Annotated in this window: 18 protein-coding genes; 5 read left to right on the top strand and 13 right to left on the bottom strand. The window is 45.4% G+C overall.

Annotated features, from left to right (window positions below):
• Positions 1 to 185 precede the first annotated feature (185 nt).
• Positions 186 to 626, bottom strand: coding sequence for a DUF1284 domain-containing protein (locus tag EYS05_RS03745; protein ID WP_138276629.1), 441 nt, complete (start codon positions 624 to 626; stop codon positions 186 to 188).
• The gene (locus tag EYS05_RS03750) at positions 616 to 1,167 is read right to left on the bottom strand and encodes a biotin transporter BioY (RefSeq protein WP_138276630.1); all 552 of its coding nucleotides are present in this window, start codon (positions 1,165 to 1,167) and stop codon (positions 616 to 618) included. Before EYS05_RS03750 ends, EYS05_RS03745 begins: the two co-directional genes overlap by 11 nt.
• Before the next feature lie 431 nt (positions 1,168 to 1,598).
• Between EYS05_RS03750 and pduB the strand changes: the two genes are divergently transcribed.
• Positions 1,599 to 2,321 carry a microcompartment protein PduB gene (gene pduB, locus EYS05_RS03755; protein WP_173740389.1) on the top strand — a complete coding sequence of 241 codons (723 nt, stop codon included), beginning with the start codon at positions 1,599 to 1,601 and terminating at the stop codon, positions 2,319 to 2,321.
• A gap of 164 nt (positions 2,322 to 2,485) precedes the next feature.
• On the opposite strand, the gene EYS05_RS03760 is transcribed toward pduB, so the two are convergent.
• From EYS05_RS03760 to EYS05_RS03775, 4 genes are all read right to left on the bottom strand, one after another.
• Positions 2,486 to 3,862: a PcsB-like coiled-coil domain-containing protein gene (locus EYS05_RS03760; protein ID WP_138276631.1), complete on the bottom strand. Its 1,377-nt coding sequence runs from the start codon at positions 3,860 to 3,862 to the stop codon at positions 2,486 to 2,488.
• Positions 3,863 to 4,127: 265 nt separating this feature from the next.
• Positions 4,128 to 4,424, bottom strand: a complete 297-nt coding sequence (spoVG, locus tag EYS05_RS03765) for a septation regulator SpoVG (protein ID WP_015525652.1) — start codon at positions 4,422 to 4,424, stop codon at positions 4,128 to 4,130.
• A 57-nt stretch (positions 4,425 to 4,481) separates the two neighbouring features.
• Positions 4,482 to 5,603 (bottom strand): glucose-1-phosphate adenylyltransferase subunit GlgD, encoded by a 1,122-nt coding sequence (gene glgD / locus EYS05_RS03770; RefSeq protein WP_118607824.1) that lies wholly within the window; start codon positions 5,601 to 5,603, stop codon positions 4,482 to 4,484.
• Positions 5,600 to 6,877, bottom strand: a complete 1,278-nt coding sequence (locus EYS05_RS03775; RefSeq protein WP_118516028.1) for a glucose-1-phosphate adenylyltransferase — start codon at positions 6,875 to 6,877, stop codon at positions 5,600 to 5,602. The genes glgD and EYS05_RS03775 overlap by 4 nt, the downstream gene beginning before the upstream one ends.
• Before the next feature lie 311 nt (positions 6,878 to 7,188).
• On the opposite strand from EYS05_RS03775, the gene murC reads away from it, so the two are divergent.
• The 4 genes from murC (at position 7,189) to EYS05_RS03795 (ending at position 12,191) form a co-directional block, all read left to right on the top strand.
• Positions 7,189 to 8,568: a UDP-N-acetylmuramate--L-alanine ligase gene (gene murC / locus EYS05_RS03780; protein ID WP_138276632.1), complete on the top strand. Its 1,380-nt coding sequence runs from the start codon at positions 7,189 to 7,191 to the stop codon at positions 8,566 to 8,568.
• Between the two features lie 330 nt (positions 8,569 to 8,898).
• Positions 8,899 to 9,996 carry a DnaD domain protein gene (locus EYS05_RS03785; protein WP_138276633.1) on the top strand — a complete coding sequence of 366 codons (1,098 nt, stop codon included), beginning with the start codon at positions 8,899 to 8,901 and terminating at the stop codon, positions 9,994 to 9,996.
• A gap of 22 nt (positions 9,997 to 10,018) precedes the next feature.
• Positions 10,019 to 11,005 carry an ATP-binding protein gene (locus EYS05_RS03790; protein WP_015525647.1) on the top strand — a complete coding sequence of 329 codons (987 nt, stop codon included), beginning with the start codon at positions 10,019 to 10,021 and terminating at the stop codon, positions 11,003 to 11,005.
• A 1-nt stretch (position 11,006) separates the two neighbouring features.
• Positions 11,007 to 12,191 (top strand): ribose-phosphate pyrophosphokinase, encoded by a 1,185-nt coding sequence (locus EYS05_RS03795; protein WP_118607828.1) that lies wholly within the window; start codon positions 11,007 to 11,009, stop codon positions 12,189 to 12,191.
• A gap of 163 nt (positions 12,192 to 12,354) precedes the next feature.
• Here EYS05_RS03795 and EYS05_RS03800 read toward each other — a convergent pair whose 3' ends face one another.
• The 7 genes from EYS05_RS03800 to EYS05_RS03830 form a co-directional block, all read right to left on the bottom strand.
• Positions 12,355 to 13,902 carry an ATP-binding protein gene (locus EYS05_RS03800; protein WP_138276634.1) on the bottom strand — a complete coding sequence of 516 codons (1,548 nt, stop codon included), beginning with the start codon at positions 13,900 to 13,902 and terminating at the stop codon, positions 12,355 to 12,357.
• Between the two features lie 26 nt (positions 13,903 to 13,928).
• Entirely contained in the window at positions 13,929 to 14,990 is a 1,062-nt protein-coding gene (locus EYS05_RS03805; protein WP_118607830.1) for a metallophosphoesterase family protein, read from the bottom strand.
• 104 nt (positions 14,991 to 15,094) lie between these two features.
• Entirely contained in the window at positions 15,095 to 16,486 is a 1,392-nt protein-coding gene (gene asnS / locus EYS05_RS03810; protein ID WP_022426258.1) for an asparagine--tRNA ligase, read from the bottom strand.
• A 203-nt stretch (positions 16,487 to 16,689) separates the two neighbouring features.
• Positions 16,690 to 18,168: an InlB B-repeat-containing protein gene (locus EYS05_RS03815; protein WP_158293302.1), complete on the bottom strand. Its 1,479-nt coding sequence runs from the start codon at positions 18,166 to 18,168 to the stop codon at positions 16,690 to 16,692.
• A gap of 53 nt (positions 18,169 to 18,221) precedes the next feature.
• On the bottom strand, positions 18,222 to 19,712 hold the full coding sequence (gene galT / locus EYS05_RS03820; protein ID WP_138276636.1) for a UDP-glucose--hexose-1-phosphate uridylyltransferase: 1,491 nt from the start codon (positions 19,710 to 19,712) through the stop codon (positions 18,222 to 18,224).
• A gap of 146 nt (positions 19,713 to 19,858) precedes the next feature.
• Positions 19,859 to 22,312, bottom strand: a complete 2,454-nt coding sequence (locus tag EYS05_RS03825; protein WP_138276637.1) for a hypothetical protein — start codon at positions 22,310 to 22,312, stop codon at positions 19,859 to 19,861.
• A 1-nt stretch (position 22,313) separates the two neighbouring features.
• Positions 22,314 to 23,483 carry a class I SAM-dependent methyltransferase gene (locus EYS05_RS03830; RefSeq protein WP_138277673.1) on the bottom strand — a complete coding sequence of 390 codons (1,170 nt, stop codon included), beginning with the start codon at positions 23,481 to 23,483 and terminating at the stop codon, positions 22,314 to 22,316.
• Between the last annotated feature and the right edge of the window lie 29 nt (positions 23,484 to 23,512).

Here is a 23,512-nt window from a genome sequence, read left to right on the forward strand (position 1 = left end):
GGTTATTGTTATTTTTTTCTCAACTAAAAATTGTTTTCAAAATATTTTTGCATTATTATCTGATAATTTAAAATAAAAAAAGTATATATTCCAAGACATCATTCCAGGAAATGCAACAGACATTGCCATTTCCTCCGGCATTCTCAGATCATATACTTTTTATATTTCTATATTTTTGCTTTCTTTTATGCCCAGCGGCTCTTCTGTTCTTCGCAGATACTGTTCCACTGGCAGTTTCCACAGATTTTCTTACGTTTATCTATCGCAAGGATTTTTTCCTGGACTTTTTTTGTAAACTCGCTGAAGTACAATGTCTGTCCGGCCTTCAGTCCACATTTTTCCAGCACTGCATTATCATACTCTGCCACTTTATCTCCGGCTTCGCAATGTCCGCCCCGATTATTCGGACAGGCAGAGCAAATCTCATCCGTATCCACATGAAGCCTTATTTTCTTTCCCTCCAGAAAAATCTTCAGCATCTCGGACATATGTGCAGTAAAACCGTTACTGTAGCCTTCTCCCTTAAAATACGCCAGGCACATACCATGATGAGGGCGCAGCGGAATGACCATTTCCTCTGTGCCCTCATCAGAAGCATATGCCACAGCACTGCTTTTATCTTGCATATTTACGTACCTTTCCTGATAAAACATAAGCCAGTGCGATCTTGATAAGATCCGGAATGATAAACGGGATTACACACCAGCCAAGAACTGCCATAAGACCTATCGGACCTGTGCTTCTTGTGTAAGCAAACATAAACCATACGGTTCCAAAGGCATAGCATACGATCAGTCCAACAACCATGGAAATGATCTGAACGACCGGCTTTCTGCCAAAAATGCGCTCAAATGCCCACATAACAAGTGCTGAAAAGATAAATCCAACGATATATCCACCTGCATTTCCGAGAAGAGCTCCAATGCCTCCGGAAAATCCCGCAAAAACCGGAACTCCTACTGCTCCAAGAAGAACGTAAACCAGAATTGCCAGAGTTCCTCTTTTTCCTCCAAGCACACCAACTGCCATAAATACTCCGAATGTCTGCAGCGTAAACGGTACCTGTGCCGGAATGGAAATCCATGAGCAAACTGCCATCACTACCGCAAAAACTGCAATGTAAACAAGATCATACGTCTTGCTTCTGCCTGCTGCCACTGTTGTCATAATAATCTGTATCCTCTCTTTCCTTTTCTGCTTTTCCTGGCGGAAGATCATTCAAGTCCTTTATAAATGATATCCACTCTTTTGCTGTTAACAATTTAACATAACAGAATTTGATTGTCAACTCAATTACATTTTTAAGTTTACATTTTTCATAATACCGTCTGCCATACGCAAACCTGTCACTGTTCACTCCGTTCTCAGTAACACGCTTCGCGATGCCCAGAATTTATGCTGATCGCATAAATTCGCGCGGTATGTCTCGGGTTTTCTGTGACCTTCGCTCACAAAAAACACCTCGCGGGACATTACCAGTGAACAGTAACGCAAACCTGTCATTTGTAAATAATATTGCCAATTTTCACTTTCAAATTTCTCCCTCTGATGCTATACTGAAATCAATGAGTTTTCAGCAAAAGGGGGGATTTTTCCACATGGATATACACGATATTCATAACATCAGCACCAACTGCACACGGACCGAATTTGTAGGGACCGCAGTTCTTGACACAATCGGACTCGTGATCTCCGGAGTTGATGATTCTCTGCTTAAAGAGATGAACGTAGGTACCCAATACCACTGTCTGGGGCTTTTCAGTTCCCGAACAGGCGCTGCCGGCCAGATCACAGCTATTGACGATGCAGTAAAAGCCACAAATACAGAAGTCCTTTCCATTGAACTTCCAAGAGATACCAAGGGCTGGGGCGGTCACGGAAACTATATCGTCCTTGGCGGAAATGATGTATCCGACGTGCGTCACGCCATTTCTCTGGCTCTGGAACTGACTAACAAATATGCAGGTGAGGTCTACATCAGCGAATCCGGCCACCTGGAGTTTGCTTTTTCCGCAAGTGCAGGTCCTGCTATCCATAAAGCCTTCGGCACACCTCTGGGTGAAGCATTTGGTTTCATGGCAGGTTCTCCGGCTGCTATCGGTCTTGTGATGGCAGATAATGCCGTGAAATCCGCAGCAGTATCAATTACACAATATATGACTCCGAATATCGGTACCAGTCATTCCAATGAAGTGATCATCGCCATCTCCGGTGATGCCAGTGCTGTAAAAGCTGCTGTACTGGAAGGCCGTCAGACAGGTCTTGAGCTTCTCATCGGTATGGGAACCTATCCGGAGATCCCGGGTACGCCGTATCTGTAAAATTTCCGTATCATCGGAAACAACGTAATTTCCACACGGCATATTTTCCGGATGTTTTTCATAGAAACATATCTGTATCACGCAAAACAGCGCTGCAAAGATCTTCCTGTGATCATGCAGCGCTGTGCTTATTTATTGTTGATTTTTCCTGATAGTCTTCCGGATCAGCCCACCTGATATACATCTGCTGACTGAAGTCCGAAGCTTAATGCCTCAGAATGGCTTCCACAGTAGATATCCACATGTCCGTAAGGAGTTCCCAGATCCTCTACCGTATAAACAGTGCCGTTGATCAGAAGCTTGGTACCAAACGGAACACCTGCCATAGCAACGGTACGTCCTGCTGTCGGAACTGTTCCGCTGGCGGTAAGATTGCCGGCTGTACCGCAGCACTGTGCACAGTTGCAGTATGCGGTCAGTGTGAAGTTTCCAAGATATGTTCCCTGACTGGAAGAACCGGAATCGGACGTATCCGCAGAGGCATCTTCCGTCTCCTCGGAAGCTGTCTCATCATTGGAAACCTCCTCCTGGGAGCTGTCCTCGGAAACATCTTCGGAACTTCCGGACTGTACATCATCTGCTTCCTCTTCCTCTTCTACAACAATGTCTGTACTTGTAGAGCTGCTGGAAGACTCAGTTGTATCCTCCTCCGGATCATAGCCGTAATCATCGTCAGAATCAGCCTCTTCACTGCCCTCGTTATCCTGATCGGCCTCTTCCCGGGCTGCAGCCTCTGCTGCCTGTCTCTCAGCCTCTGCTGCCGCTTCAGCCTTAGCTTTCTCTTCTGCAGCCTTCTCCGCCTCTGCCTGCTGTACCAGAGCGGTAATACTGCTGTCTGCATTACTGATATCTGCCATCAGCTGCTGAGCCTCTTCCTGGCTGGCGCTGATCTGATTTACATAAGAATTAATATCATCGCTTGTGCTGGAAGCCATGGACTGCACTTCCTGCTGCTTGGCTGCACGCTCCGTCATCAGTTCATCGATCTCTGCTGACTCCGTTTCAACCTTTTTCTCATTCTCCTGGATATTCTTCTGAAGACTCACATATTTATCCAGCATGTCTCTGTCGTATGTAGAAATCTGGATCGCATTCTCCGCGCGATTGAGGAATTCTGCAAGGCTCTCGGAAGAAAGCAGTGTCTCCAGTGCGGAAGTCCCGGCATTCTCATACATATATGCGATTCGAAGCTTCATGGATTCATACTGATCTGCAGATGCCTTTTTCGCTTTTTTCAGTTCTTTTTTTACGTTATTTAATTCATCTTCCTTCTCAGCAGCCTGGATACTAAGCTCAGAAATGCTGTTGGTAAGATCCTCATACTGTGCGTTTAAATCAGCCAGATAGCTCTCCAGCTCCTGCTTCTTGCTCTCCAGTGTGCCGATGCTGCTCTGTACCTGTGCAAGACCCTCTTCAGCGGCCTGTTTCTCCGCCTGTGCCTCTGCGATCGCAGCGTCTGTACCTGATGCATATACGGGGTTTCCCATGGAAAGAGTGAGCATACCCGTAAGCAGTAATGTGAAAACTTTTCTATTCTTCATATAAACACCTTTCGTCCTTTCATGGGTTCTAGTATAACACATTTTTCATAGAAAGCAACAATTTTATTTTATTTTTGTAACAAATACGTAATAATTTAAATATTTATGAACTGGAAAGCGTTTTTTTGTTTTCCGGAGCATGAAAAAACTGCCCTCTCACAGATTTATCTGTAAAACGGCAGTTTTTATTCTATGCTGTTCCAATTCAAAAATCATCAGCTACGAGAATACTTCTCTGATGTAATCCCCCCTGAAGCTGCTTCTCTTACTCCGCAGCCTCCATAAGAACCTCATTCTCAGCTTCCTCAGCCATTACTTCCTGATACTTGTCCAAGATGATCGTCTGGATCTGCTCTCTTGTTGCTGAATTGATCGGATGAGCGATGTCACGATATTCACCGTCGCTTGCCTTACGGCTTGGCATTGCGATGAACAGCCCCTTCTCGCCTTCGATCACTTTGATGTCATGTACCACAAACTCATCATCTATTGTGACAGACACAACGGCCTTCATTTTCCCTTCTTTCGCTACCTTCCTCACACGTACATCTGTAATATTCATTGCTACTTGCCCCTTTCATTTCGCTAACCGTATCTGCGGAAATCTGATCTTCCGCATTTATAATACGTAGCGTTCGTTTTTCTCTACGACGATCTTCACTTCTCCTTCTTCGCCGCTGTAATATGAATTCGCCCGGATGGTATCCCGGCTCTCAACAATGCAATTCTCAATATGCGTATTATCTCCAAGATATACGTCATTAAGGATCACAGAGTTTTTGATCACACAGTTATTTCCTACAAATACATCACGGAACAGAACAGAGTTCTCCACGGTTCCGTTGATGATACATCCACTGGATACCAGACTGTTCTTCACAGTTGCACCCGGATTGTACTTAGCAGGAGGTACATCTGCGATCTTGGTCTTGATCGCCGGCTCCTGTTTGAAGAAATAGTTCCGGATTTCCGGTTTCAGGAAATCCATGTTTGTCTGATAATAAGCCTCTGCAGTAGAGATATTATTCCAGTAGTTATCGATCTTATATCCGTAAATCCTCTTCAGATTTTTGTAACGGATAAGAATATCATTTACAAAATCATGCCTTCCTTCCTGGGCAGCACGCTCGATCAGTTCGATCAGCTGCCTTCTTCGGATGACATAGATACCAGTAGATACTGTATTATAGGAGGAAACGATCGGTTTCTCTTCAAATTCCTCGATCCGACAGTCCTCATTCATGCGGAGAACACCAAATCTTTCAACCTGGCTCTGATCCTTGCATGTAGTACATACAACGGTAACATCTGCCCGCTTTGCGATATGATACTCCAGGACTTTATTGTAATCCAGCTTGTAGATTCCATCACCGGAAGCGATCACCACATAGGGTTCATGACTGTTCTTTAAAAAGCTCAGGTTCTGATAGATAGCATCTGCAGTACCCTGATACCATAAGCTGTTGTCTCTGGTAATGGTTGGAGTAAAGACATAAAGTCCTCCCTGTTTTCTTCCGAAATCCCACCATTTGGATGAACTCAAATGCTCGTTAAGGGAACGGGCATTATACTGTGTCAGCACAGCAACCTTCTGGATATGTGAATTTGCCATGTTGCTGAGGGCAAAGTCGATCGCGCGGTAACTTCCTGCAATAGGCATTGCCGCGATTGCTCTTTTGTTTGATAATTCTCTCATGCGGTTATTATTACCGCCTGCCAAAATAATACCTATCGCTCTCATTCTTTCCCACCGTCCTTTGCTGCAATTACCTGGCCGGCTGCCAGTTCTCCGTCAGGGTAGTCTTCTTTTGTTGTAACACCGGCGATAGCGGTATTCTTACCGATTTTGACACTGTCCGGAATCACGCTGTTTTCGCCGATAGCCACAAGTCCAAAGGAATATACAGCCGGTTTCAGAACATTCGGTACTTCCTCGCCGCATCCGATCACAACATTATTTCCGATGACAACATCTTCTGCCACGATAGCTTTATCCATAACAACATTCTCACCAACTGCTGTATTCTTCATGATAATAGAATCACGTATCACACTGCCCTTGCCGATGATAACATTCGGACCAATCACTGAATTATGTACTTCACCATAGATTTCTGTTCCCTCACCGATGATACACTTGTCCACAACTGCATCTGCGGAAATATACTGTGGCGGGATCACATCTCCCTTGGTGTAGATCCTCCAGAATTCCTCATAAAGATTAAACTCCGGAATGATATCGATCAGCTCCATATTTGCTTCCCAGTAAGAACCAAGAGTTCCTACATCTTTCCAATAGCCGTTGTACTCGTAAGCAAAAAGGCGCTGTCCTTTCTCTTTACAGTACGGAAGGATATGTTTACCGAAGTCGCAGCCATTCTGATCCTTCAGGGCGATCAGTGCTTCCTTAAGAACCGGCCATGAGAAAATATAGATACCCATGGATGCAAGATTGCTGCTTGGATGCTCCGGTTTCTCCTCAAACTCAGTAATACGGCTGTTCTCATCAGTAACCATAATACCAAAACGGCTGGCTTCCTCAATGGGAACCGGCATACACGCGATTGTAATATCTGCCTTGTTCGCTTTGTGGAAATCCAGCATCACTTCGTAATCCATCTTATAGATATGGTCACCGGAAAGGATCAGTACATAATCCGGGTTATACTGCTCCATATAAGCCAGATTCTGATAGATCGCATTGGCAGTTCCTGTATACCATTCGCTGCTTGTGCTCTTCTCATATGGAGGAAGGACTGTGACACCGCCTTCATTGCGGTCCAGATCCCACGGAATACCGATACCGATATGTGTATTCAGGCGGAGAGGCTGGTACTGTGTCAGCACACCCACCGTGTCAATTCCCGAGTTAATACAATTGCTCAGTGGAAAATCGATGATACGATATTTACCACCAAAAGCGACTGCCGGCTTTGCAACCTTTTCTGTCAAAACTCCTAACCTGCTGCCTTGCCCACCGGCCAAGAGCATGGCAATCATCTCTTTCTTAATCATGCGATCACCTCTTGTATGTTATGATTATTCCATTATAGCATACTTTACTGTGTTAGTGAACATTTTTTACAATTAATTTATCTGTATTTTATTTTTTTTATCGCTATTGTATATTATAAATTGGTAAGACTCATCATTTTCTTCATTCATCTGGTAATTTTCAACATTTTTCGATGTTGTTTTCTGGTTACTTTTATATTCCGGAAAAAACCGCTTTTTTAGCCAAAAGAACCACTTTTCAATTGTTTCTGTTGGCGTTATAATAAAACAGACAAAAGAGCTACGAAAATAACATATATAAGGAGATTATTATGTATCAGATAGACTTTCATAAACCGCTCCATATTCATTTCATCGGGATCGGAGGCATCAGCATGAGCGGCCTTGCCGAGATCCTTCTGGAAGAAAATTTCCGGATTTCCGGTTCCGATGCCAAATCCAGCCCGCTGACCCGCACACTGGAAGAGCGTGGCGCTACGATCTATTACGGACAGCGCGCTTCCAACATCAAGGATGACGTAGATGTGGTTGTCTATACAGCAGCGATCCACCCGGACAACCCGGAATTTGCCTGTGCGAAAGAAAAAGGGCTTCCAATGCTCACCCGCGCAGAGCTTCTGGGCCAGATCATGCGGAACTACGATACACCAATCGCAATTTCCGGAACCCACGGAAAAACCACTACTACTTCCATGGTTTCTCATATCCTTCTTGAGGGTGACTGTGATCCTACCATCAGTGTTGGCGGAATCCTTCCTGCTATCCACGGAAATATCCGCGTTGGAAATTCTGAGACCTTTATCACAGAGGCATGCGAATACACCAACAGCTTTTTAAGCTTCTTCCCTAAGATCAGTGTGATCCTGAACATGGATGCCGATCATCTGGATTTCTTCAAGGACATCGATGACATCCGCCATTCCTTCCGGAAATTTGCAGAGCTTCTCCCTGCTGACGGTACTCTGATCATCAACGCCGACACACCGGAGTATGAGACGATCATCCGGGAGCTTCCATGCACTGTTCTTACCTATGGTCTGGAGCACGATGCCGATTACACCGCGGCAGACATTACCTGGGATAAATACGGACATCCTTCCTTCTCCGTTCTCTTCCGGGGCAAAAAGATCGGCAGCTATTACCTTCGTGTACCGGGCATCCACAATGTATCCAATGCGCTGGCTGCTATTGCCATAGGACGCCTTCTGGACCTTCCGGATGATGTGATCGTCAAAGGTCTCGGAAGCTTTACCGGTACAGACCGTCGTTTCCAGTATAAAGGCGAGATCGGCGGTGTCACCATCATTGATGATTACGCTCATCATCCAACCGAGATCGAGGCAACCCTTCATGCTGCAAAGAATTATCCGCATCAGAAGGTATGGTGTGTATTCCAGCCTCATACCTACACACGTACCAAAGCTCTTCTTCCGGAATTTGCAAAAGCGCTGACTCTGGCCGATCATGTTGTACTGGCTGATATTTATGCCGCACGAGAAACAGACAATCTTGGTATTTCTTCCCAGGATCTCCAGAAACAGATCCAGGAACTTGGAACCCCCTGCGAATATTTCCCGACTTTTGATGAAATCGAGAGCTTCCTCTTAAAAAGTTGTGCACATGGTGATCTGTTGATAACTATGGGCGCCGGAGACGTTGTAAACATTGGAGAACACCTTCTCGGAAAATAATTATCCACATTATCCACATGCTTATGCACATTTCAGACGTGCCTGGCATGTGGATTTTTTTGTGTATAACCTACTTGACATAATTCAACAGCCAAATCCAACAAATACCGCATTTTTCTTACAAAATTAAGGTTTTTGTTAGTTGCTGATAATGTTATCCTCAAAGTTTTCCACACTATCCACATTTTCCACATGGAAATTGGTGCACAACTTCTGTGAAAATAGACTATTCTCAAGTAAAAGCGGTTGTGCTATAATCCTTTTTAGCATGGCGGACTTTGGGATATCGCCTGAAATATCTGCCGTATTTTAGAAAGGGAGCTGCTGATCATGAGCCTGATTTCACTTCAGAATTCCTCTGAACTGGGGGTAACGATTCTTTCCAATCGCTTTATTGACAATTTCATGCCTCGTGCCAACGGGGAGTTCGTAAAGGTATATATCTACCTTCTCCGGATGGTATCTGCCACTCCTTCTTCTTTCAGCCTGGAGCATATGGCAGACAGCCTTTTCTGCACGGAAAGAGATATTTCCCGTGCACTGAAATACTGGGAAGGTGAGAAACTGATCGCATTAGCCTATACTGCAGATCAGAAGCTTTCCGGGATCACTTTGCTGGAACCTTTTGCTGATACCGGTCATAGAGAGAGCAGCGCTTCCATGGATACTTTCACCGGTTCCGGCAATTCTGCTTCCGTTTCCGGAAACACGGATCCGGAAGTCCCGAGCTCCGCTGATTACATTCTTAGTCTCACTCCTGACCGGATCAGAGAACTTAAGCAAAACGAAGAGATCAGTCAGCTTCTCTATATCACAGAGCAGTATCTGACCAAAACACTGACGCCTACAGAAATGCAGAAGATCCTTTTTTTCTATGATGAGCTCCATATGTCTGCGGATCTCATCGAATATCTGGTGGAATACTGTGTTTCCAGAGGCCGCAAGAGTATGCGTTATATTGAAACAGTTGCACTCGCCTGGGCAAAAGACGGCATCACCACCGTCGAGATGGCACGGGATGCCAGCTCCCGTTTTTCCAAGGATTATTACACGATCCTGAAGGCTATGGGGATCAGCGGCCGCAACCCTGTTGATAACGAGATCACTTACATTGATACCTGGCGCAAGACCTACGGTTTTGATCTGGAGCTGATCCAGGAAGCCTGCAGCCGTACTGTCCTTTCCACCGGACAGCCCAGTTTCCAGTATGCGGATAAGATCCTCTCCGGCTGGAAAAAGAAAAACGTACATACGCTGGAGGATATCCGGCTTCTGGATGCCGCACACAAAAAACGCCAGCTTGAGAAATCTGTTTCCAGGAAGAAGCAGCCCCAGACCCAGCCTCAGAATAGCAACCGCTTCAATAATTTCCACCAGCGTGATTATGATTTTGCGGAATATGAGAAACGTCTTTTAAATAATCAGTAACAGAAACTGGAAGGAGCGCTTTATGCCTTTACAGAATTTTCAATATGATACTATAATGAGAGAATACAGCCGCCGGCAGGCACAGAATCACCGCATTTTGGAGGAACACACAGCCGAAGCCTACGGAAAGATCCCCCGTCTGAAAGAGATCGATGACGAGGTGGCAACTTTAAGTGCCGACAAAGTCCGACGTCTTTTAAACGGCGAAGAAAAGGGAACTTCAGATCTGAAGGCAGCCATTCAGGAGCTTTCCGATGAACGGATCACCCTTCTTGTTGCAAACGGCTTTCCCGGAGACTATCTGGAGATGCCTTACACCTGCCCTGACTGCCAGGATACCGGCTATATCGGCAGCCGGAAATGCACCTGTTTTAAAAAAGCTGAGATCGAGCTGCTTTATGCACAGTCCAATCTGAATGAAATTCTCGAAAAAGAGAATTTTGACAGCTTTTCATTTGACTATTATTCTGCTACAATAAAAAACGAAGCCACGGGACTGTCTGCCCTGGAAACAGCCAGACGGGCCTATGATACTGCACAACGCTTTGTGCAGAACTTCGACCATAAATTTGAAAACCTGTTTTTATATGGTGATACCGGTGTGGGAAAAACCTTTCTTTCACACTGCATCGCACGGGAGCTTCTCAGATCCACCCACTGTGTTCTGTACTTTTCAGCCTACGATCTTTTTGATATGATGGCTGCGAATTCTTTTTCCCGAAAAGATACCGGCACAGACGAGGAACTGATCTATGACTGTGATCTTCTGATCATTGATGACCTGGGAACGGAGCTTACCAACAGTTTCGTATCTTCACAGCTTTTTCTCTGTCTCAATGAGCGGATCATGCGCAGGAAATCCACGATCATTTCCACGAATCTGACGCTCAAAAATTTCTCGGATACCTATTCCGAGAGAACATTTTCCCGAATTGCCAGCAACTATCAGATGATATCGTTGATCGGGAAGGACATCCGTATACAGAAAATATTTTTAGGAGGAAATTAAAATGGCACAGGTAAATACAAAAGATTTTTCCACACTCCCGGTAGGAAGACTTGGACTGATTCCCCTTCAGAGCTGCAGCTCATTAGGCGCGAAGGTGAATGACTGGCTGGTCAAATGGCGTGCCGAAAGACAGTATCCTGGAATGGACTCCTTTGCATTCGAGGGATACAAGCGCGATTCTTACATTATTGAAGCCAAGACTCCACGTTTCGGCTCCGGTGAGGGTAAATGTACCATCAACGAATCTGTCCGCGGTGATGATATCTACGTAATGGTAGATGTGACAAATTACAGCTTATCCTATCCAATCGGACCTTACACGAATCTTATGTCCCCGGATGATCACTTCCAGGATATGAAGCGTGTTATCGCCGCTGTAGGCGGAAAAGCCCGCAGAGTCAACGTGATCATGCCATATCTCTATGAGAGCCGCCAGGACAAACGTGTCGGAAGAGAGTCTCTTGACTGTGCCAATGCACTTCATGAGCTGATCGATATGGGTGTTGAGAATATCATCACCTTTGATGCACATGATTCCCGTGTACAGAATGCGACTCCTCTTCATGGTTTTGAGACTGTACAGCCATCCTACCAGTTCATCAAGGCTCTTCTTAATAATGAAAAGGGACTCCATATCGATAAGGATCATTTCATGACGATCAGCCCGGACGAAGGAAGCATGAACCGTGCGATCTATCTCGCCAATGTCCTCGGTGTTGATATGGGTATGTACTATAAACGTCTGGATTACTCAAGATATGTAAACGGCCGTCACCCGATCGCAGCATACGAATTCCTCGGACCGAAGATCGAGGGCAAGGATATGATCCTGATCGATGATATGATCTCCTCCGGTGATACGATCATTAAGATCGCGTCTCTCCTGAAAGAGAAAGGAGCAGGCAGAGTTTACATCTGCTCTACCTTCGGATTCTTTACCGATGGTCTTGATAAATTTGACGATGCTTACAAGAAGGGCTACTTCGACAAGCTTCTTACTACTAACCTGGTTTATCAGTCACCGGAGCTTCTTGAGAAGCCATACTACATCAGCTGCGATATGAGCAAATATATTGCTCTGATCATTGATACGCTGAACCATGATAACTCTGTCAGCCACCTTCTGAATCCGGTAGACAGAATCAAACGCTGCGTAACAAATTACATGAGCCAGCATGAGAAATAAATAAATCATAATGCACGCAAAGCGGCTGCACCTTCTGAGAACGATATAACAGTCTCTCAGAAAGCGCAGCCGCTTTATATTTCTGCAACAAACGGATATCCATGATCCGCATCTGCTGTCTGCTTTGCTTTTGATCTTTATGCTGAAATCTTCCTGCAAAAGCTCACATAGGAAGCTTCTGATAGGGAATCCTCTCTTTATCCAGGATCTCCATTTCTCTTTTATGGCAGGTACTTATGATCACCTGTCTGTTTTCTTTATGCAGCCATCTGAGAGCCGCTGCAAGACGTTCTTCATCATACATGCCAAATACATCATCAAGGATCACAGGGAACGGTTCCTCTTTGCAGAAAAGCTCTCCTGCTGCCATACGAAGGGCAAAATAAATCTGCTCCAGTGTCCCGCGGCTCAGTCTCTCAATGGATACGATACGCTCCCCTGTGTTCACAGACATATGCAGAGCCTCATCCATCAGAACCTCCTGGTATCTGCCACCGGTGATCTCACTTAATATCTCAGATGTACGTTTTTTCAGACGGATCCCTACCTGATCTGTAATGTTTCCGGAAAGTGCCTCAATAGTCTCCATAGCCATATTCAGCGCCTGGATTTCCGTTTCCTCCGGAGTGATCACTTCTGTGTTTTCTTCACATTCCGTCAACTCTGCCTGCAGGTTCTCCAGCGCTGTATGCTTCTCTTCGTAGTCACTGTCCAGACTGTTCCGGTTCCAGGTTAGCTCCTCATGTCTGGAAAGCCAGCGCTCTCTCTGACGTTCTCTCTTATTCAGCTCCCTGCTGAGCCGTATACGAAAAAACAATGCCGCTACAGAAATCACCGCAGTTGCCACGCCTGCCAGAACACTGAAAATGACCTGCCCGGAAAAAGCTGCCAGGCAGCCGGTACCGGCAATCCCACCAAGAAGCACAACTGTCAGAACTGCATCTGTCAGCTCCCGCCTTCTTTTTACACGATCGATCCGAAGCTCAAGAAGATCCTCAGTACTCCGCTCTCTGGTACCTATGTTCATCCCATCCTGCTGCTGCATGATCCGCTCACGCTTCTCATCCAGTTCACGGATCTCTCTACGGATATATTCCATATTTGCGGAAATCTTTTCTTTTTCCTTTTCCAGCTCCTTTTTTCGCCGGGCCGCTTCTGTCAGATATCCTTTTCTGGACATTTTCAGCATCTGCATGGCTCGTCCCATGTCAATGGAACTGTCACCGGTTCCCTGGTAGCTGGCCATGTAATTCTGCAGTTCACGTACGAGATCTTTTCCTGTAACGCTTTTCAGCTGTGCCACAGACACCGTATTATCATAAACTGCCTCACTTACATTTCCGAGAATAGTCCCAAGAGCTCCCTGTTCCGCATCTACAAGGCTGCCATCATCTTCACAGAGAAGCTCTCCCAGCTTCTTTTCTTTATAAAAATTCCTGGTAAGACGATACTTCTTCCCCTTGCTTGTAAACCACATGATCCCACCATATTCTGCCGGATTTTCCCATGGTTCATATTTTGTATATGTATCGTTCAGAGCAGCCTTTCCCCGCAGTCTGCGAACGCCGTAAAACATGGAGCGAATAAATGTATGTGTGGTAGTCTTTCCACTCTCATTTTCACCGTAAAGTACGTTGATCCCAGGTGAAAGCTCCATATCCTTGTCCCGGATCTTCCCGAAATTTTTTATTTTTAAACGTCTGATAACCATCTTATGCTATCCTCCTGTGATGCCCCTTATCGCCGGCTACCTGTCTCAAGCAATGCCTGAAGCCCATAATACAGCGCCTTTTTTTCCACGGTATCCATACCCTTTTTGGCCAGAAAATAACCGATATAATCACCGATCAGAGTACCGCTGTAGCGTTTGTAGAGCTCACCAAGATCATACGCCGGCCAGGATTCATCCACAACATCGGTAACATTTCCGAGACTTTTCAGTTTCTCAGGAATCAGAAGAATATCCGGCGAACGCATTCCCTGAAGAATGATCCTGTAGATATTTCTTCCTCCTCTGCGGAAAATCTGGGATTTTATTGCTTCTTCCAGAGATATCTGTGTGGTTTCCTCGTGAAGTGTCATTACCAGCTGCTGATAGGAACGGCAGGCAAATGGAACGAACTCTGTACGGATCCTTCCGTTGATCAGTCGTCCCTCCATATATCCATGTTCCCCTGTATCATTCCTGTCAATGGGCTCCAGAGCCCCGGAAAAGGCCGCCTGGTCACGGATCAGGATCTGCGGCTTATGGATATGCCCTAACGCCACATAATCGAAGCCTGACGCCGCCAGAGCTGCTGCACTGAGAGGAATATGCTTCTCATCGCCGCCATGGGCCAACAGAATATGGATTCCTTCTTTCTGGACAGGGGCAGCCTGATCATAAAGTCCGTCTTTTATTTCCCGGTCATAGTAACTCAGTCCATACACATAGACATCAAGCCTGGGATCTTTAACGCAGGTCAGTTCCCGGCTCCTGAAAAATATAACATTGGAATTCCACTCAAACGTATTATAAAAAGAATCTCTGCTTATAAAATCATGATTTCCTGCCATCAGATACACTCTGGTATCCGGGATGGTGGAAAACAGATAATTTACTTCCTTAAGCTCTCTCATAAGAGGCTGGCGGTGGAACAGATCTCCGGATATAAATAGCAAATCCACCGGATCTTCGCGGATGCCCGCAATAACCCGGCGGAAAGTGCTCCAGATTTCTTCCTCCCGCTCTTTGCTCCACGGGCAGCCCCTGTCGGGAACCGCACCCAGATGCACGTCTGCAAGATGAATAAATCTCATAATGTTCTCCCTTGTGTGTCAGTCACACATATCAATACCTGTTGCCAATTTCTCTCTGCTGATCTCAGGAGCACAGAACGTCCTGCTGTGCAAAAGTGTTCTGATCAAAGATCGCAGTTCTTTACAGTTCTCGGGAATGGGATCACGTCACGGATGTTGCCCATACCTGTAAGGTACATGACACATCTCTCAAATCCAAGACCAAAGCCGGAATGACGTGTGGAACCATATTTACGAAGATCCAGATAGAAATCGTAATCCTCCGGTTTCAGACCCAGCTCATCCATACGTGTTCTCAGCTTGTCGTAGTCATCCTCTCTCTGGCTTCCTCCGATGATCTCTCCGATTCCCGGCACCAGACAGTCCATAGCCGCAACTGTCTTTCCATCCTCGTTGAGTTTCATGTAGAATGCCTTGATCTCCTTCGGATAATCTGTAACAAATACCGGTCTCTTGTAGACCTGCTCTGTCAGATAGCGCTCATGCTCTGTCTGAAGATCACATCCCCAGAATACCTTGTAATCAAATTTGTCATTGTTCTTCTCAAGGATCTCAACAGCCTCTGTATAGGTCACATGCGCAAATTCAGAATTAAGCACATGGTTCAGTCTGTCAAGAAGCCCCTTGTCAATGAAGGAATTGAAGAAGTTCATTTCCTCTGGTGCATTCTCAAAGACATAACGGATCACGTATTTCAGCATAGCCTCTGCAAGCTCCATAGCGTCCTGAAGGTCTGCAAACGCACACTCAGGCTCGATCATCCAGAACTCAGCTGCATGACGGGTAGTGTTGGAATTCTCAGCACGGAAGGTCGGTCCGAATGTGTAAATGTTGCGGAATGCCTGTGCATAAGTCTCTCCGTTCAGCTGTCCGCTTACGGTAAGGTTTGTCTCCTTTCCGAAGAAATCCTGTGAATAATCAACACTTCCATCCTCTGTCAGCGGAATATTCTTCGGATCCAGTGTTGTTACCTGGAACATCTCTCCTGCACCTTCACAGTCACTTCCTGTGATCAGCGGTGTATGCACATAGACAAAGCCTCTCTCCTGGAAAAATTTATGGATCGCATATGCGCAAAGAGAACGTACACGGAATACAGCCTGGAAAGTATTTGTTCTCGGTCTTAAATGTGTCATGGTCCTTAAGTATTCAAGACTGTGTCTCTTCTTCTGAAGTGGATAATCCGGTGCGGAAGCTCCCTCTACAGATATCTCTGTTGCCTGGATCTCAAACGGCTGCTTCGCCTGAGGGGTAGCTACCAGTGTTCCCTTGACAATGATGGCCGCTCCAACATTCAGCTTGGAAACCTCTGCGAAATTCTCCATGTTATCGTGATATACGATCTGAAGAGTTTCAAAAAAGCTTCCATCATGAAGTACGATGAATCCAAACGCCTTGGAATCACGAACACTTCGTACCCATCCACCTACAGTGATCTCTTTGTCAAGATACTGTTCACGGTTTCTGTAAATCTCTTTCACTGTTGTCAGTTTCATAATCTATACCTCATTCCTCATATTCAGGATCACACGTCCCTGCGGACCTCCAAACGTCCGTATCGAATTAAGTATAGACTATTCTCATGGTTCGTGCAAGGAGTAATTGCCTTGCCGGACAGAAAAATAGCGGACCACCGAACAGAAAAATCCCGCCTGGCGGAATGTCTCCGGCAGACGGGGTTTTTCTGTCTGTTATACCATTAATAATAAGATGCGTTGATACTTCCTGTGTTGAGATAAGTAATGCAGTAATAATAGATCCTCTTGAATGTCTTTGTTGTGTAGTGAAGTCCGTCATCGCCGTCATCCACACCATCATAGCGGGCATTGGTCCCGTAGCCTTTTTTCATAAGTACGCTGTACATATCAATATACTTGTAATACAAAGAAAGGCCGGAACGGATCTTGCTGTTGAATTCTCTTACCTGTGCCTCTGTACGGGCACCTCTTCCTGCTTTTGTGATCATAATGCTGTTGATCGGGTTTACGGACATGTAAAAGAGTTTACAGTTCTTACTTTTCAGTGTGGATGCGATATTGGTCATATAGCTGACATAATTGCCTGCATTACCCAGGTCATTGACACCCAGATTAAAGATAACGGCGATCGGTTTGGAACCTTCTGTTTTGTCGATCTCTTCTATAAGCTGTGCATATCCTGTATCCCGGAACCAGCTCAAGCCCTTTCCTGGGTTTGCAACAAAAGAAACCCCATTTGTTACAGAACTGCTCATCTGTTTGTTCAGTGTCGCCTGTATTCCTGCAGTACGGGAATCTCCCACAAAAATAACCTTACTGTACATCATACCGATCGCCGGATGAGCCATCTCATCGGAGCTGATATCCTTCTCCAGTGCACGGTTAAATACTGTCGCATACAGATTGGTGTTTTTGTTGATCCGCAGAAGTTCGCCGGCTTCATAATCCGGATCTGTGGAAGAACCGGTCCGTCTGGTCTTAGACCATCCCATAAACGTATAACCTGTCGCATTGGATACGGATGGGAGCTTAAGGTAACCGCCCTTTCCAAGTGTTACTGTCTTCCATACGGTTCCGTTTGCCTTGCGGAGATTTACTTTTACTGATTGCATCTGTACGGAATAATATCTGATATTACCGGAGATTTTAATCTTCGTTCCTGCTTTTTTTGCAGTAGATGCCTTGCCGTTCTTTGCTGTCGACCAGCCAAGATTTACATATCCCGATCTGGACGGAACTGCAGGTAATGTGTAATATGTACCCTCTTCTACTTTTTTCTGCAGCTTCTTATATGCGGAATTGGTGCTTCCATTTCCAAGATAGAAGTTTACGGTATAATACTTACTCTTTCTGCGGACCGCATACAGAGTCATATCTTTTCTGACCTTTACGCTGGCACCTGCTTTATATACTACCTTGCTGCTCCTCTTCCGTGTGGTCCATCCGAGATTCTGATATCCCACAGCCTTGGGTACTGCCGGAAGCCGGATCGTGGTATTTAATGTCACATTCCGTGTCAGTGCAGTATACGTCTTACTTTTGCTGGTACCTGAATTATTATTGAACTTAACGGTATAAACAAGCTTCGCCGCCGACACCTTATGCGATGCAGCCGGCACAAAGATCAGTGCAGCTGCCACAAGTGCCAGCAAAAGCCATTTTATGCGAAGGACCTTACCGGTTTTTTCCCTGTTTTTCATATAAACAAACTCCTCCTGAAATACATATCCATCCCCGGGTGCCTCCGTACTTTTTACAGAGTATTGATAAATCTCATAAATGCATCCCAGCCCTCTGGTGTGCATTTATAAACACCGGCATCCTCCAGTACATGAACAAATACATTGCCCACTTCCCTGCGAAGGACTTCCTGGATATTATCTTTATCAAGTTTCTCATATTTTGGCAGAAATTCTGCAACCCATGCAGCATGTTTCTCGATTTTCTCATTGGAAGCGATATCCCTGCCGCTTAAAATGTATTCTTCAAGAAGCTCCAGCTCTTCTTTCAGACGGGCCGGAAGAACAGCGAGTCCCATAACTTCGATAAGACCGATATTCTCTTTCTTGATATGATGATAGCATGCATGCGGATGGTAAACCCCCAGCGGATGCTCCTCTGTTGTGATATTGTTACGTAATGTCAAATCCAGTTCAAAGGTATCTCCCACTTTACGTGCGATCGGTGTAATGGTGTTATGCGGCTCTCCGTCTGTTTCTGCAAAGATAAATGCAGCCTCATCAGTATATCCTCTCCAGCCTGCCAGTACATGTGTTGCCAGATCGATCAGTCTCTTCTCGTCTTTACTGCGGATACGCAGTACGGAAAGAGGCCATTTTACAATGCCGGCTTCCACATCTTCGTATCCCGGGATCGTCACATGCTTTTCAATCTCTGCCTTTGCCATGGCAAAGGTATAATGTCCGCCCTGGAAATGATCGTGGCTGAGGATAGAACCTCCTACGATCGGAAGGTCCGCATTGGAGCCAAGGAAATAATGCGGGAACAGCTTTACAAAATCAAACAGCTTGATAAATGTATTTCTCTCGATCTTCATCGGAGTATGCTGACTGTTAAATACGATACAATGTTCATTGTAGTAAACATATGGAGAGTACTGGAAGCCCCATGGACTGTCATTGATGGTGATCGGGATGATCCTGTGGTTCTCCCTTGCCGGATGATTGACTCTTCCTGCATAGCCTTCATTTTCCGGACAAAGCAGACATTTTGGATAGCTGCTGGATTTTACCAGCTTGGCAGCTGCGATAGCCTTTGGGTCTTTTTCCGGCTTGGAAAGGTTGATCGTGATATCAATCTTGCCATATTCGCTGTCTACTGTCCATTTCTGATCTTTTTTTACGCGATAACGTCTGATATAGTTGCTGTCCTGACTCAGCTTATAAAAATAATCTGTGGCTTTTTCCGGATCTTCTTTATAAGCATCCCAGAATTCTCTCTGTACCTGGGCAGGACGCGGCATCAGACAGTTCATCAGCTTTGTATCAAAGAGATCTCTGTACACAATACTGTCCTCGATGATACCCCTCTTTACAGCCTCATCAAGAAGTTCGTTCAAAGTCTCCTCAAGGTCAATTTTAGCATACTCTGTCTCCGGTTCTGTATATTCGCTTTCCCCAAAAGCATCCAGAAGAAGATTTGTTGCATAAATTCTTTCGCATTCCGGAGTAATACCACTCTCCATCCCATACTGTACCAATTTTTTAATACTTTCACTTAACATTGCTTTTTCCCCTTTCCTGTCGCACTTTTCCCGGAAAACAGGACCTGTTTTTCCTGTTTTCCGATTTATGCCAAACGGGAACTCCCGTCTTGCCATCCTTCTGTAGCCCCATGGCCTTGGCCTTCATCCGGCCTGCTCTGTAGGCATCACTCTGTGACGTTTTCTATATAGGTGAGAAATACATTTCCGGCACTCTCAAACAGCGCTGTACTGTCATTCATTCCATACGGGCTGATCTGTCCTGTTGCCGGATCATAAAGATAGGTATTATATTCATCATAGCCTACGATCACCACACTGGAATTTTCTCCTGTCTTGGCGATCACCGGTCGCTGGGCACTGACCTCATAAAGAACATTGTCAAGAGTACAGCCGGTCAGATCGATCACCGTTCCCATATCGCCAAGGCTATCCTGAAGTTCTTTTTTCTTCCAGCTGGCTGTACGTATACTTTCCGGCACATCCTCTATATTCATCTGAAGCTTTGTTTTTTTGTTTCCACGTTCCCAAACGTATTGCTGCGCACGATTAAGTACAACTCCAGTCTGCGTATCCGCGCGTTTCACAGCTGCAGCCGGATCGGTATAGATACGGTCAAGAGAACCATATGCATAAACATAATAAAGTTCTCCCTGCGGAACGGTGGTATCCAATGTTACCGATGAGTCTTCAGTACTCTCGATCTTGGAACAAACAAGCAACGGACTGTCTGTCTCCGGTTTCTGGGTCATGGTCAGGCGGATCAGCGTTCCTGCACGGTTTGTAGTGATCAATGCTACATCTATCTGGCTTCCGGATGCTTTTTTGTTATTCATGATATTGTCCTTTTTCTGGACTGTATAAGCATTCCCCGATTTTGCAGAAAGTTCAAACTCCATCATGGTACTGCCAACCGTTACATTGGTGATATAAAGGCCGTCCTGACGATACTCTTTTTTCACTTTTCCTTTAAAGCTTTCAATGCGGAATGTGCTGATTCCCTCTGTTTCATGTCCGTTGGCATCAGTAAGAATGTCCTCATCGGAAAGGATCCCATATACCAGATCTTCATTCATAAATCCCAGAACTCTCAGATTTTTTCCGCTTTCCGGCGAAATATCTCTTGTTTTCAGAGAATCAAATTCAATTTCCCTGATCTTCCCTGCATCATCTCCGGATTCGATCAGCCATGCTGCATGTGCCTTGGTATCTGACACAACAAAATGGTTCTGTTTAATCCCTTCTTCAAGAACCTGTGAGGTTCCTGTCTCAATATCTACCTGATACAGCTTCTGTGCAAACAGCAGAAACAGCTGATTGTTTTTGTTTACATAAGTGAGTGTTCCAAGATCTTCCTTCAGGAACTCGTAGGATTCTGTACTTGGTATGAATACTTTTTCTTCCACCACATTGCGGTCGCTATTGTAGTGATAAACACAGACACCGCTGTATCCCTCGTGAACACCACGGTTCATATAACCGTACAATACAAAGTCCACATCCCCGTTATCTGCCACTCGGATGATCTTGATATCATGTTCGTTGCGCACATATCTGGAATCGTTATCTTCCTCTTTACGGAAGCTGAAGATCCTTGTGATCTTTCCGCTGGACGGTGCATAAGACCAGAGATCCCCATCCTGCTCAAAAGCAACGATCTTTCCACTGCTGTCTGAAGCATAGGTGACATTCTTGTCACGGACACCCAGAAGCAGGCCTGCATCAGAAACTACCTTCTGAGATGGATCAAATACCTTCGTTGCAGAACGTTTGAAATCCAGCAGCATGATCCTTGTTTCTGTATAACGCATACGATAAAATTCCGTAACATCATAAATTTCGGTTTTACCCTCATCATCCTGTGCGGAAACCTGATAATCCAGCGTGATACTTGCAGTCGTTTCATTGATATCATCGATCAGCGGAACTCCTTCCATATAGAGCTTCGGAGAAAGGGATCCCCAGCTGATATTGGAAAGTCCGGAATTGATGGAAATATTATTGTAATTCGTTCCGCCAGAAGTATCCTCCGCTTCCAGATATCCGGTCAGCGTATCTGCCTGTTCCTTGTCCAGACACTTTGTGGAAAAATCCCTGACAAACTGAAGATACGCTTCTGTATTCAACTGGGTTCTGGAAACCACTCTTGTGTAGTAGTAAACTTCCCCCGCACTGGTATCCAGCGTAATCTGCATGGAATACTCCTGGTTCATGCGAAGGTCACTGCCGATCTCAATCTCTGTACTTAAACAGCCGTTGTCCTCTTTCGTGAGATTCTTGATCTTACGGTTCTCCATAACCTTACTTCCGTCTGAAGTCCGTACCTCATAAGCAAGCCCTGTTACTGTATCAGCATATGGGTTGATCTCAAAAGACACTTTTTTGGTAGTATCCAACGGAGTAATACTTCCCCTCATGAAATCGGTCTGCATCTGCTGTCTGTATCCATACATCTTATTTGCCTGGGTACTTCCGATCTTTACCATAACCTCCGGAAGTGTGGCATCGTTCATATCGGAGCGGTTATCTGTAGACTGGCTGTTCATCAGAAACGAGGTCCCGGCTACTACTGCCACAAAGATCACCAGCAGTATCGCTCCCTTACGTAGGATCTTCATCATGTCATTCTCCCTTCTGTGAGGCTGACTCTTCCGGATAAAGAAGCCTGTCCAGGGTAGGAGCCACATGAAGAGCCTTCATGGTATCCGAAAAACTGTCCCTGCTCTTTTTCTTTCCGGTTTTTACTGCGCGGATCAGAATATTCTTTGGTGTATGTTCCATATCGATAAATTCAAGGAGCTGGGTTTCATATCCTTTGCTTTCCAGAAGCTCGGCACGAAGACCATCTGTGATCAGAGCTGCCATTCTTTCCTTCAGGATTCCATAACGCATAACAGGCTGAAGCATTTCGTTTCGGATCTGACGGTTCAGTTCATGCTGACAGCATGGGACAGACAGGATCACCTGAGCCCCCCATTCCACTGCCTTGGCCAAAGCAAAATCTGTTGCTGTATCGCAGGCATGAAGTGTCACCACCATGTCCACAGAAGAAACTCCTTCATACCCTGCAATATCTCCCTGGTAAAAATGCAGCTTGTCATAACCATAAGATCTGGCCAATTCACTGCAATGCCGTATCACATCTTCCTTAAGATCCAGCCCTATGATGTTTACATCAAAACCCTCCAGTTCTCTGAGATAATAATACACAGCAAAAGTAAGATAGGATTTCCCGCAGCCAAAATCCAGAATCGTGATTTCTCTGTCTTTAGGAAGCTTCGGAAGGATATCCCTGATAAACTCCAGAAAGCGGTTGATCTGTCTGAACTTATCATATCTGGAGGCAACGATCTTCCCATCCTTTGTCATAACTCCCAGATCCACCAGAAACGGAGCTGCCGTTCCCTCTCTGAGAATGTACTGTTTCACCCGGTTATGAGGAGCGATCTTTATCTTTTCATTCTGCGCAGGCCCGTGTTGTTTTGTTTTGATGGTTGCTTTCCCTTTCTTGCTGATAAGGATACTTCCATCCTGACTGCGTCCGGTTGCCTGAAGCTGACGAAATTCCTCCATAGCATGCTCCAGATAAGCGATCATCTCTTCCCTGGTAAAATTCTTATGATAAACCTTCGTCCCTTCTGTCATGGACGCCTGGTAAAAAATCTGGCCCTTCAGCTCCACAGGACGAAGCTTCACCTTAGAAGGTCCCTCGCCAGTCCTGCGGCCACTGACAACAGCCTGTATCAGCTGTTCATTAATCTGTTCTTCTAAAAATTCCCTTATTGTCTTCATCATACTTCCATTATATTCACTTTTTGTTT

Source organism: Blautia sp. SC05B48, assembly GCF_005848555.1.
Taxonomy (GTDB): Bacteria; Bacillota; Clostridia; order Lachnospirales; family Lachnospiraceae; genus Blautia_A.